Source organism: Mycolicibacter senuensis, from assembly GCF_003284925.1.
In the GTDB taxonomy this organism is placed as follows: domain Bacteria; phylum Actinomycetota; class Actinomycetes; order Mycobacteriales; family Mycobacteriaceae; genus Mycobacterium; species Mycobacterium algericum_A.
In genome coordinates this window covers 1-12,456 of sequence record NZ_QMEX01000110.1, presented here as the reverse complement: position 1 = coordinate 12,456, position 12,456 = coordinate 1, and the positions used below count along the sequence as shown (strand labels likewise).

Annotated in this window: 11 protein-coding genes; 10 read left to right on the top strand and 1 reads right to left on the bottom strand. The window is 70.2% G+C overall.

Annotated elements, in window-relative coordinates; all coding sequences use genetic code 11:
• From DQP56_RS18705 to DQP56_RS18695, 3 genes are all read left to right on the top strand, one after another.
• On the top strand, positions 1-818 hold an 818-nt coding region (locus DQP56_RS18705), incomplete at its 5' end, for a HEAT repeat domain-containing protein (protein WP_205868916.1).
• 60 nt (positions 819-878) lie between these two features.
• Entirely contained in the window at positions 879-1,439 is a 561-nt protein-coding gene (locus DQP56_RS18700) for a TetR/AcrR family transcriptional regulator (RefSeq protein WP_112687943.1), read from the top strand.
• Positions 1,440-1,473: 34 nt separating this feature from the next.
• Entirely contained in the window at positions 1,474-2,625 is a 1,152-nt protein-coding gene (locus DQP56_RS18695) for an acyl-CoA dehydrogenase family protein (protein WP_112687941.1), read from the top strand.
• Positions 2,626-2,632: 7 nt separating this feature from the next.
• Here DQP56_RS18695 and DQP56_RS18690 read toward each other — a convergent pair whose 3' ends face one another.
• Positions 2,633-3,835, bottom strand: coding sequence for a serine hydrolase domain-containing protein (locus DQP56_RS18690; RefSeq protein ID WP_112687939.1), 1,203 nt, complete (start codon positions 3,833-3,835; stop codon positions 2,633-2,635).
• 190 nt (positions 3,836-4,025) lie between these two features.
• On the opposite strand from DQP56_RS18690, the gene pyrR reads away from it, so the two are divergent.
• From pyrR to pyrF, 7 genes are all read left to right on the top strand, one after another.
• Positions 4,026-4,607, top strand: a complete 582-nt coding sequence (gene pyrR / locus DQP56_RS18685) for a bifunctional pyr operon transcriptional regulator/uracil phosphoribosyltransferase PyrR (RefSeq protein ID WP_112687937.1) — start codon at positions 4,026-4,028, stop codon at positions 4,605-4,607.
• Positions 4,604-5,593: an aspartate carbamoyltransferase catalytic subunit gene (locus DQP56_RS18680; protein ID WP_112687935.1), complete on the top strand. Its 990-nt coding sequence runs from the start codon at positions 4,604-4,606 to the stop codon at positions 5,591-5,593. The genes pyrR and DQP56_RS18680 overlap by 4 nt, the downstream gene beginning before the upstream one ends.
• A complete protein-coding gene (locus tag DQP56_RS18675) occupies positions 5,590-6,882 on the top strand; it encodes a dihydroorotase (RefSeq protein ID WP_112687933.1) in 1,293 nt (430 codons plus the stop codon). Before DQP56_RS18680 ends, DQP56_RS18675 begins: the two co-directional genes overlap by 4 nt.
• Positions 6,879-7,391: a PH-like domain-containing protein gene (locus tag DQP56_RS18670; protein WP_112687931.1), complete on the top strand. Its 513-nt coding sequence runs from the start codon at positions 6,879-6,881 to the stop codon at positions 7,389-7,391. The genes DQP56_RS18675 and DQP56_RS18670 overlap by 4 nt, the downstream gene beginning before the upstream one ends.
• A complete protein-coding gene (gene carA, locus DQP56_RS18665) occupies positions 7,388-8,512 on the top strand; it encodes a glutamine-hydrolyzing carbamoyl-phosphate synthase small subunit (protein WP_112687929.1) in 1,125 nt (374 codons plus the stop codon). Before DQP56_RS18670 ends, carA begins: the two co-directional genes overlap by 4 nt.
• A gap of 100 nt (positions 8,513-8,612) precedes the next feature.
• A complete protein-coding gene (gene carB, locus DQP56_RS18660) occupies positions 8,613-11,957 on the top strand; it encodes a carbamoyl-phosphate synthase large subunit (protein WP_112687927.1) in 3,345 nt (1,114 codons plus the stop codon).
• Positions 11,957-12,456: orotidine-5'-phosphate decarboxylase (pyrF, locus tag DQP56_RS18655; protein WP_112687945.1), on the top strand; the 500-nt coding region annotated here is incomplete at its 3' end. The genes carB and pyrF, both read left to right, overlap by 1 nt.

Here is a 12,456-nt window from a genome sequence, read left to right as displayed (position 1 = left end):
TCCTCGCTGACCCCGATCCGGCGGTGCGGCGCACCGCGGTCGCCGCGCTGACCGAGCACACCCCCGACGGATACGCCAGCGCATTGTTCGACGCGCTCGCCGACGACGACGCCGCGGTGCGCCGCACCGCCGCCGACGGCGCACGCGAACTGGTCGAAGTGGTGACCAACCCGGCAGCGGCCGGCGCGCAGCTGGACTCCCCGGACCCGGTGGTGCGGGCGTGCGTGGTGTATCTGCTGTCCAGCCGGCGCGTCGGAGACCCGGCGCACTATCGCGCTGCGTTGGCCGACCCGGACCACCGGGTGCGCATCGAGGCGGTGCGTGCGCTGGTGTCGGTCGACGACGCATCGACGGTGGCCACCGCCGCCGGTGACGGCAACCGGGAGGTGCGCATCGCGGTCGCCAACGCGTGCGCGACGTTGCGGGCCGGGGCCGACACCGTTCGCGACCTGATCGGGGACCCAGACCCGCTGGTGCGCGCCGCCGCTTTGGCAGCGCTCGGTGAGATCGGTTGCGGCGACGAGGACATCGCCGTGGTGGCACCGGCGCTGACGGAGTCGGCGTGGCAGGTGCGGGTCGGCGCGGCGCGGGCGCTGGCCGGCGCTTCCGCCGCCGAGGCGGTGCCCCGGCTGACATTCGCCCTCGAGGATCCGCATCTCGACGTGCGCAAAGCCGCGGTGCTGGGATTGGCACGCTGGACGGCCTCGGACGGCGCCGCACGCGATGCGTTGGGTATCGCCGTCAAGGACAGCGACGCCGACGTTCGCGCCTATGCGCGTCGGGCACTGCTGGAAGCGGGCGTGCACTCGGGCGGCTAGTTGGTCGACAACGGTGGAAACGGTATGCGGCGCGCGCCGGGATCAGTACCCTGACTCGGCATGGCCGACGCCTCCACCAATGCGCGCCTGTCCGTGCAGGACTGGGTGCAGGCCGGGTTCCGCATTCTGGCCGAGGAAGGGCTGAAAGCGCTGACCATCGATCGGCTCTGCCGGCGTCTCGGAGTCACCAAGGGCAGCTTCTACTGGCACTTCGCCGACATGAAGACCTACCGGCAGGCCCTGGTCGACACCTGGGCCGCCGTGCGTGATGAAGACCGCGGCGACTTCGATGCGCTGTCGGCGTTGCCGCCGCGCGAACGGCTCTCGCGGATGATGACCTCGCTGGTCGGCCCGCGGCACTGGATGCTGGAACGCGCGATGCGCGAGTGGGCGCGCTCGGAGGACAGCGTCGCCGAAGCGGTGCGCAGCTCGGATCGGCGGGTGCTCGCGGCGGTCCGTCAGGTGTTTCTCGACGACGGCTTCGACCCGGACGCCGCCGACATGCGGGCCAACGCCACGTTCGCCGCGGGCATCGGATTCCTGCACCTGGCCGGCTCGCGGCCCAGTCCGCGCGCCGTCGGCCGGCGTGAGCAGTTCCTGGACGTGATGCTGCGACACTGAGTGTCCATACTAAAAGGTATGGTAGGTTCCCGGGATGACGACACCGCCGGTCACCGCGGACTTCATCGATCGGTTGGCCGACCGCGCGGCCGAGGCCGAAGACCTGCGGCGGCTGCCGGCCGCGACCATCGAGGACTACCGGCGCTCCGGGTTGGCCGGTCTGCTGCTGCCGGCGCGTTACGGCGGTCAGCAGGCAGAGTTTCCGGAGATCCTCGAGCCGATCCGAGCGATGGCGCACGGCTGCGCCTCCAGTGCCTGGACACTGGGCTTCTACACCCTGCACAACTGGATGCTGGCGCTCTTCGGCGAGCAGGCCCAGGACGAGGTGTTCGCTTCCGGGCCGGTGCTGTGCCCGGCGCCGTTGGCCCCGACCGGTCGCGGGGTGCCCGACGGCGATGGCATCCGGCTGCGCGGCCGATGGTCCTGGGCGACCGGGGTCGCCGACGCCGACTGGATCCTGGTGGGGGGTATCTGCGGCCCTGACGACGCGCCTTATCCGGCGCTGGTGCTGCTACCGGCCGCCGACATCAGCGTCGAAGACGTCTGGCACACCGCCGGTATGCGAGCCACCGGTTCCAACGACGTCGTCGTCGACGACGTCTGGGTGCCGCAGCACCGGCTGGTCAAAGTCGTCGACATCTATTCGGGCACCGCGCCAGGTGCCGCGCTGCACGACGCCCCGGCATACCGGTGGCCGATGGTGCCGGCGCTGGCGATGGTGGCGGCGATGCCCGCGCTGGGTTCGGCCGAACGGGTGGCCGACCTCTACGCCCAGCGTCTCGGCGAACGGGTGTTGGCCTATTCCGGTGCGGCACAGAAGAACCAGCCCGCCGCGCAGATCCGACTCGGCGACGCGAGGGTACGGCTGCGCGCGCTGCGAGGGCTACGCGACGACACGGTGGCCGGCATCCAAGCCGCGGTTCGCAGCGGCGAACGGATCGGCCGAGCCGCCCGCGCGGACGCGCGCGCCGCGGCCGCCCACATCGTGCACGAATCCCGCAGCGTGATCGCCGATCTGCTCGAGGCATCCGGGGCCAGTGTGCATTTCGTGGACAACCCGCTGCAGCGGATCAAACGCGACGTCGACATCATCTGCGGGCACGTCGTTTTCGACTACGACGTGGCGCGCGAACTGTCCGGCGCGCTGGAGGCCGGAGTGCAGATCTCCCCGATCGCGATGATCTGATCGCGGCTCATATCCCGAGGGCGCGATAGGTCCGGCGCACGAACTTCGGTTGCGCGACTCGCAGTTTGCCGACCGAGGTGTTGCCGGCCACGGCGACGGCCGCCTCGGTGGACAGCGTCGGGGAGTTCTGGATCAGGTACAGCAGAATGAGATCCGCCGCCGGATCGGCCTGCCACCAGGTTCCGTAGGCGCCCGGCCAGCTGAACGTGCCCGCGCCCCCGGGACCGAAGATCGGCTGGGATTTCGCCGGGTCGGTCACCACCGACAGGTTGAGGCCGAATCCGCGGCCGACCCAGAACGGGGCCCCCAGGAACGGGTGGCGCTTCTGGGCATCGGTCAGCTTGTCGGTGCGCATCGCCTGCACCGATTCCGCCGAGAGCACCCGGGTGCCATTGAACACGCCGTCGGCCAACAGCATTCGTGCGAAAGCCAGATAGTCGTCGGCAGTCGACATCAGCCCGCCACCGGCGTTGGGGAAGGCCGGCATGGTGATCGGCATCGGTCCCATCGTGTCGTCGCGCAGCGTGTCGCCGTCGATGCGATACATGGTGGCGCTGCGCCCGCGAAGCGCCGGCGAGACGCAGAACCCGGTGTCGACCATCCCCAGCGGCCCGAGAATCCGTTCGTCGAGCACCTGCGGCAGCGGCTTGCCCTCGACGCGGGCCAGCAGCACGCCCAGCACGTCGGTGCCGTGCCCGTAGGTCATCCGCTCGCCGGGCTGATCCACCAGCGGTAAGGCGGCCAGTGCGGTCAGCCAGGCATCCGGGCCGCGCCCGAACGGCAGCCGCTGATACTCCCGCGCGATCGGCCCGAGCGTCGAGAAGCCGTAGCCGATGCCGCAGCGGTGCGTCATCAGATCCTCGATCGTCAGCGCTCGCCGGGCCGGGCCGGTGCGATCCAGTGGCCCGGCCGGGTCCACCAACACGCTGGGCGCGGCGAACTCCGGCAGCCAGTGCGCGATCGGATCGTTCAGCCGCAGCCGGCCCTCATCGACCAGGCTCATCGCGGCGGCCACGGTGACGGGTTTGGTCATCGAGGCGATCCGGAACACCGTGTCGCGGGTCATCGGCAGTTGCGCCCCGACGTCGCGGTAACCGATCTCGTTGACCTGTAGCAGCTTGCCGCGTTGCCAGACGACTGTCACCGCGCCGGCGAGCAGGCCGGTGTCGCAGGCCTCGGCCAGTGGCGCCCGGTTGAGGTCCAGATTCACCCGCCCAGGCTAGCGGCGATCGCGAGCGCGGCGGAGCCGGGCGCTGCGGGTCGCCGCCACGGGGACCAGCGTCGGTCGGCGGGCGCCCAGCCGGCACGGCCACGCCGGGCGGGGTGCTAAGCTACCCGGCAGTTCGACATCCTTTAATGAGCCGTCCCGCGAGGCGGAGAAGGAGGTCCAGCGGTTTCGCATGGGCGCTGCCGGTAATTCCAGCACCGACCGGGAATTGATGTCCGCGGCGGATGTGGGTCGCACGATCTCTCGTATCGCGCATCAGATCATCGAGAAGACCGCCTTGGACGAGGCTCGCGGCGCCGATGATCCCGCCGCTCCCCGGGTGGTGCTGCTGGGCATTCCGACCCGCGGAGTCACCCTGGCCGATCGCCTGGCCGCCAAGATCAGCGAATTCTGCGGGGTCGAGGTCGGGCACGGCGCCCTGGACATCACGCTGTACCGAGATGATCTGATGCGCCAGCCGCCGCGTCCGCTGGAATCCACCTCGATCCCGGCCGGTGGTATCGACGATGCGTGCGTGATCCTGGTCGACGACGTGCTCTACGCCGGCCGGTCGGTGCGGGCCGCCCTCGATGCGCTGCGCGACGTGGGCCGGCCGCGGATCGTGCAATTGGCGGTGCTGGTCGACCGCGGCCACCGCGAGTTGCCGGTGCGCGCCGACTACGTCGGCAAGAACGTGCCGACCTCCCGCGGTGAGAGCGTGCACGTGTTGCTGGCCGAACATGACGGCCGTGACGCGGTGGTGATCACCCGATGACCGCCCGGCACCTGCTGGCGGCCGGCGACCTGAGCCGCGACGAGGCCACCGCCATCCTCGACGACGCCGACCGGTTCGCGCAGGCCCTGGTCGGCCGCGAGGTCAAGAAGCTGCCCACGCTGCGCGGACGCACCGTAATCACGATGTTCTATGAGAACTCCACCCGCACCCGGGTCTCGTTCGAGGTGGCCGGCAAGTGGATGAGCGCCGACGTCGTCAATGTGTCCGCGTCGGGATCCTCGGTGGGCAAAGGGGAGTCGCTGCGTGACACCGCGCTGACGCTGCGCGCCGCCGGCGCCGACGCACTGGTCATCCGGCATCCGGCGTCCGGTGCTGCACAGCTGCTCGCCGAGTGGACCGCAGGCGCCGAGGGAGGCGGTCCGCGGGTGATCAACGCCGGCGACGGCACCCACGAGCACCCGACCCAGGCGTTGCTGGATGCGCTGACGCTGCGGCAGCGGCTCGGAGCGATCGATGGCCGCCGAGTGGTGATCGTCGGCGACATCGTGCACAGCCGGGTGGCCCGCTCCAACGTGCGACTGCTGGCGACGCTGGGCGCCGAGGTAGTGCTGGTGGCCCCCCCGACGTTGCTGCCGGTCGGGGTGGCCGACTGGCCGGTGACGGTGAGCCACGACTTCGACGCCGAGCTGCCGGCCGCCGACGCGGTGCTGATGCTGCGAGTGCAGGCCGAGCGGATGACCGGTGGCTTCTTCCCCTCGGCGCGCGAGTACTCGGTGCGCTACGGATTGAGCGAGAAGCGCCGCGCCATGCTGGCCGATGACGCGGTGGTGTTGCACCCCGGGCCGATGCTGCGTGGCATGGAGATCGCCTCGTCGGTCGCGGACTCGTCGCAATCGGCAGTGCTGCAACAGGTTTCCAATGGGGTGCACGTGCGGATGGCAGTGCTGTTCCACCTGCTGGTGGGCAGTCAGGCCGCGGCGGGACCGGAGGCGGCCGGGTCGGCCGGAGAGGACGAAGCGCCGTGAGCGTGCTGATCCGCGGGGTGCGGTGTTACGGCGAGGGCGACCGGGTCGAGGTGCTGGTACAAGACGGCCAGATCGCCGAGATCGGTGCGGACCTCGGCACCCCGGCCGGATGCGATGTCGTCGAGGCGCCGGGGCAGGTACTGCTGCCCGGCTTCGTGGACCTGCACACCCATCTGCGCGAACCGGGTCGCGAATACACCGAGGACATTGAAACCGGTTCGGCCGCAGCTGCACTCGGCGGCTACACCGCGGTCTTCGCGATGGCCAACACCGATCCGGTCGCCGACTCCCCGGTGGTCACCGACCACGTCTGGCAGCGCGGCCGGCAGGTCGGCCTGGTCGATGTGCACCCGGTCGGTGCGGTCACCGTCGGGTTGGGCGGGACACAACTGACCGAGATGGGCATGATGGCCGCGGGCGCCGCGGGTGTTCGGATGTTCTCCGACGACGGGGTGTGCGTGGCCGACCCGCTGGTGATGCGTCGCGCCCTGGAGTACGCCACCGGACTGGGGGTGCTGATCGCCCAGCATGCCGAGGAGCCCCGGCTGACCGTCGGCTCGGTCGCCCACGAGGGGCCCAACGCCGCCCGGCTGGGGCTCGCCGGTTGGCCGCGCGTCGCCGAGGAGTCGATCGTCGCCCGCGACGTCCTGCTGGCCCGCGACGCCGGTGCCCGCCTGCACATCTGTCACGCATCTACCGCGGGCACGGTGGAACTTCTCAAATGGGCTAAGGCGCAAGGTATCTCGGTGACCGCCGAAGTGACTCCGCATCATCTGATGCTCGATGACAGCCGGCTGGCCGACTATGACGGCAGGAACCGGGTCAACCCGCCGCTGCGGGAGGCCGCCGATGCGGCCGCGCTGCGCCAGGCACTGGCCGATGGCGTCATCGACTGTGTGGCCACCGATCATGCCCCGCACGCCGAACACGAGAAGGCCTGCGAGTTCGCCGTCGCCCGGCCCGGCATGCTCGGGCTGGAGACGGCGCTGTCGGTGGTGGTGGCGACCATGGTGGCGCCCGGGCTGCTCAGCTGGCGTGACGTGGCCCGGGTGATGAGCGAACGGCCCGCACAGATCGTCGGCCTGCCCGATCAGGGCCGTCCACTGGAGGTCGGTGAACCGGCCAATCTGACCGTGGTGGACCCCGAGGCGAGCTGGGTGGTGGCCGGCGACCGGCTGGCCAGCCGGTCGGCCAACACCCCGTATGAGGCGATGACGCTGCCGGCCGCCGTCACCGCGACCCTGCTCCGCGGCCGGGTGACCGCGCGGGACGGGAAGATCCCGGCATGAACACGCCCACGATGGTCGCGTCGCTGATCTTCGCGGTCGTGCTGGTGCTGGTGATCGGGTGGTTGATCCGGTTGATGATGCGCGGCTGGCGCCGGCGGGGCCAGCTGCAGGAGGCCCTGATCGGCACGCTGCCCGCGGTGCCCGACATGGTGGGCCCGCCCATCGTGGCGGCCACCCGCGGCCAGTACCTGGGCTGCACGCTCGCGCCGAAGTGGAACGACCGGGTGGTCGTCGGCGACCTGGGTTACCGCACCAAGGCGGTGCTGACCCGCTACCCGGAGGGAATCATGGTGCAGCGCAGCGGCGCCCGCCCGATCTGGATTCCGCAGGATGCGATCCTGGCGGTCCGCACCGAACGCGGTATCGCCGGCCGGGCCATCCCGACCCGAGCCCACGACGGGGTGCTGGTGATTCGCTGGCGACTGCCGTCGGGCACCGAGATCGACACCGGCTTCCGCGCCGACGACCGTTCCGAACACACCCGCTGGCTGGAAGGCGACAACACATGAACCCGCGCGCGGTGCTGGTTTTAGAAGATGGCCGGATCTTCACCGGACGGCCGTTCGGGGCCGTGGGGCAGAGCCTGGGCGAGGCGGTGTTCTCCACCGCGATGTCGGGCTACCAGGAGACCTTGACCGACCCCAGCTACCACCGGCAGATCCTGGTGGCCACCGCACCGCAGATCGGCAATACCGGCTGGAATCGCGAGGACAGTGAGAGCCGCGACGAGAAGATCTGGGTGGCCGGCTACGTGGTCCGCGACCCGTCGCCACGCGCCTCGAACTGGCGGGCAACCGGAACCCTCGACGAGGAACTGGTGAGCCAGGGCATCGTCGGGGTGGCCGGCGTCGACACCCGCACCGTGGTGCGGCATCTGCGCAACCACGGCGCGATGAAGGCCGGGGTGTTCTCCGGCGATGCGCTGGCCGCGCCCGAGGAGTTGGTGAGCCGGGTGCGTGAGCAGCCCTCGATGCTCGGCGCCGACCTCGCCGGGCAGGTCAGCACCGACACCGCGTATGTCGTCGAGCCCGACGGGGCGCACCGGTTCACGGTGGCCGCGCTGGATCTCGGCATCAAGATCAATACGCCGCGCAACTTCACCCGGCGCGGCATCCGCTGCCACGTGCTGCCCTCATCGGTGGACTTCGCCGCGCTCGGCGACCTCAAGCCCGACGGGGTGTTTTTGTCCAACGGGCCCGGGGACCCGGCCACCGCAGACCGGTTGGTGGCGCTGACACGCGAGGTGATCGGCGCCGGAATCCCGTTGTTCGGCATCTGTTTCGGTAACCAGATCCTGGGCCGAGCCCTGGGGCTGAAGACCTACAAGATGAAGTTCGGGCACCGCGGCATCAACATCCCGGTGATCGACCACGCCACCGGACGGGTCGCGGTGACCGCGCAGAACCACGGATTCGCCCTCGAAGGAGAAGCGGGGGAGGTCTTCAACACCGACTTCGGCCCGGCGGTGGTCAGCCACACCTGCGCCAACGACGGGGTCGTCGAGGGCGTGAAACTCGCCGACGGCCGAGCCTTCTCGGTGCAATACCACCCCGAGGCCGCGGCCGGACCGCACGACGCGGGACACCTTTTCGACCAGTTCGTCGACCTGATGGCAGGGGAGAAGCAGTGAGAGTCCCGGCCCCCACCCGCGCGAGCGTGCGTGTTTGCACACGACACGCCGCGGGCGAGCGTACATCTGCGCACCCTCGCGCAAGAAGAGGAGAGAGCTAGTGCCGCGCCGTACCGACCTGCGCCACGTGCTGGTGATCGGATCCGGGCCGATCGTGATCGGCCAGGCCTGCGAGTTCGACTACTCCGGCACCCAGGCGTGCCGGGTGCTCAAGGCCGAGGGCCTGCAGGTGAGCCTGGTCAACTCCAACCCGGCCACGATCATGACCGACCCCGAATACGCCGACCACACCTATGTCGAGCCCATCACCTGGGAGTTCGTCGAGAAGGTGATCGCCCAGCAGGCCGAGCGCGGCAACAAGATCGACGCGCTGCTGGCCACGCTGGGCGGACAGACCGCGCTGAACACCGCCGTGGCGCTGCACGAGCACGGCGTGCTGGAACGCTACGGTGTCGAGCTGATCGGCGCCGACTTCGAGGCCATCCAGCGCGGCGAGGACCGTCAGCAGTTCAAGGACATCGTCGCCCGGGTCAACGGCGAGTCGGCCCGCTCCCGGGTCTGCTACACCATGGCCGAGGTCACCGAAACCGTCGCCGAGCTCGGCCTGCCGGTCGTGGTCCGGCCCTCCTTCACCATGGGCGGCCTGGGTTCGGGCCTGGCTGCCAGCCTCGACGAGGTGGCCCGGATGGCCGGTGACGGCCTGGCCGCCTCCCCGACGGCCAACGTGCTGATCGAGGAATCCATCTACGGCTGGAAGGAATTCGAGCTCGAGCTGATGCGCGACGCCAACGACAACGTCGTCGTGGTCTGCTCGATCGAGAACGTCGATCCGATGGGTGTGCACACCGGCGACTCGGTGACCGTCGCCCCGGCGATGACGCTGACCGACCGGGAGTATCAGCGGATGCGTGACCTGGGCATCGCGATCCTGCGTGAGGTCGGGGTGGACACCGGTGGCTGCAACATCCAGTTCGCGGTCAACCCGGAAGACGGCCGGCTGATCGTGATCGAGATGAACCCGCGGGTGTCACGGTCGAGTGCGCTGGCCTCGAAGGCCACCGGCTTCCCGATCGCCAAGATCGCCGCCAAACTGGCCATCGGCTACACCCTCGACGAGATCGTCAACGACATCACCGGAGAGACCCCGGCCTGTTTCGAGCCGGCGCTGGACTACGTCGTGGTCAAGGCGCCGCGGTTCGCGTTCGAGAAGTTCCCCGGCGCCGATCCGCGGCTGACCACCACGATGAAGTCGGTGGGCGAGGCGATGTCATTGGGCCGCAACTTCATCGAATCACTCGGCAAGGTGATGCGCTCGCTGGAGAGCGACCGTGCCGGGTTCTGGACCCAGCCCGACCCCGACGAAGACTCCGCCGACGCCGCCCTCGACCGGCTGCGCACACCCACCGAGGGCCGGCTCTACGACATCGAACTTGCGCTGCGGCTGGGCGCCACCGTGGAGCAGGTCGCCGCGGCGTCGGGGGTGGATCCCTGGTTCGTCGACCAGATCAACGGCCTGGTGGCGCTGCGCGCCGAGGTGGTCGACACCCCGGTGCTCGACGCCGACCTGCTGCGCCGCTGCAAGTACAACGGCCTGTCGGACCATCAGATCGCCGCGCTGCGCCCGGAGCTGGCCGGCGAGGACGGGGTGCGGTTGCTGCGGTCACGGTTGGGCATCCACCCGGTATTCAAGACCGTGGACACCTGCGCGGCGGAGTTCGAATCCAAAACGCCGTACCACTACAGCACTTTCGAGCTCGATCCGGCCGCCGAGACGGAGGTGGCCCCCCAGGACGTCAAACCCAAGGTGCTCATCCTGGGCTCCGGGCCGAACCGGATCGGTCAGGGCATCGAGTTCGACTACAGCTGCGTGCACGCCGCGATCACGCTGAGCCAGGCCGGTTTCGAGACCGTGATGGTCAACTGCAACCCCGAGACCGTCTCCACCGACTACGACACCGCCGACCGGCTCTACTTCGAACCGCTCACCTTCGAGGACGTGCTCGAGGTGTACTACGCCGAGCAGCAGTCCGGTTCGGGCGGTCCCGGTGTGGTGGGTGTCATCGTTCAGCTGGGCGGCCAGACGCCGCTGCGGCTGGCCCAGCGGCTGGCCGACGCCGGCGTCCCCATCGTCGGAACCACCCCGGAGGCCATCGATCTGGCCGAGGACCGCGGCGCGTTCGGGGACGTGCTGACAGCGGCCGGACTGCCCGCCCCGCGCTACGGCACCGCGACCACCTTCGAGCAGGCCAAACGGATCGCCGCCGACATCGGCTACCCGGTGCTGGTGCGGCCGTCGTACGTGCTGGGCGGCCGCGGCATGGAGATCGTCTACGACGAGGAGACGTTGCGCGGCTACATCACCCGGGCGGCGCTGCTGACGCCGGAGCATCCGGTGCTGGTCGACCGCTTCCTGGAGGACGCCATCGAGATCGACGTCGACGCGCTGTGCGACGGCACCGAGGTCTACATCGGCGGGATCATGGAGCACATCGAGGAAGCGGGCATCCACTCCGGGGACTCGGCCTGCGCGCTGCCGCCGGTGACGCTGGGCCGCAGCGACATCGAGAAGGTGCGCCGCGCCACCGAGGCGATCGCTCACGGCGTCGGCGTGGTGGGGCTGCTCAACGTGCAGTTCGCCCTCAAGGACGACGTGCTCTATGTGCTGGAGGCCAACCCGCGGGCCAGTCGGACGGTGCCGTTCGTGTCGAAGGCCACCGCGGTGCCGCTGGCCAAGGCCTGCGCGCGGGTCATGCTGGGCGCCACCATCGCCGGACTGCGGACCGAGGGGCTGCTGGCGGCCTCCGGTGACGGTGCCAGCGTCGGTCCGCACGCCCCGATCGCGGTGAAGGAGGCGGTGCTGCCCTTCCATCGCTTCCGCCGCGCCGACGGCTCGGGCGTCGACTCACTGCTGGGCCCTGAGATGAAGTCCACCGGTGAGGTGATGGGGATCGACCGTGACTTCGGCACCGCGTTCGCCAAGAGCCAGACCGCCGCCTACGGGTCGCTGCCCGCCGACGGCACGGTATTCGTCTCGGTGGCCAACCACGACAAACGGTCGCTGGTCTTTCCGGTCAAACGGCTGGCCGACCTGGGTTTCCGGGTGCTGGCCACCGAGGGAACCGCGGAGATGCTGCGCCGCAACGGTATTCCGTGCGATGTGGTGCGCAAGAATTTCGAGGAGCCCAGCCCGCAGCGTCCGGAGCTGACCGCGGTGGACGCGATCCGGGCCGGCGAGGTCGATCTGGTGATCAATACCCCCTACGGCAACTCCGGTCCGCGTGTGGACGGCTACGAGATCCGCTCGGCCGCGGTGAGTATGAACATCCCCTGTGTCACCACCGTGCAGGGCGCCGCCGCGGCGGTGCAGGGCATCGAGGCGGGGATCCGGGGCGATATCGGGGTGCGCTCGCTGCAGGAGCTGCACAGCACGCTCGGCGGGCACTAGTGGCTCCGGGATCCGAGGCGTTCGGGACTCGGCTGGCCCGGGCCACGGCGGCCCGCGGGCCGCTGTGCCTGGGCATCGACCCGCACCCGGAACTGCTGACCGCCTGGGGACTGCCGTCGACACCGGAAGGCCTGGCGGCCTTCAGCGAGACGTGTGTCGCGGCGTTCGCCGGGTTCGCCGTGGTCAAGCCGCAGGTGGCGTTCTTCGAGGCCTACGGATCGGCCGGCTATGCCGTCCTGGAGCGCACCATCGCGGCGCTTCGCGAGGCCGGCGTGCTGGTGCTGGCCGACGCCAAGCGCGGCGACATCGGCTCGACGATGGCCGCCTACGCCGCGGCCTGGGCCGGTGAGTCACCCTTGGCCGCCGACGCGGTCACGGCGTCGCCGTACCTGGGTTTCGGATCGCTGCGGCCGCTGCTGGACACCGCCGCCGCGCACCGGCGCGGGGTGTTCGTGCTGGCCGCCACCTCCAATCCGGAGGGGGCCGCGGTACAGCGCGC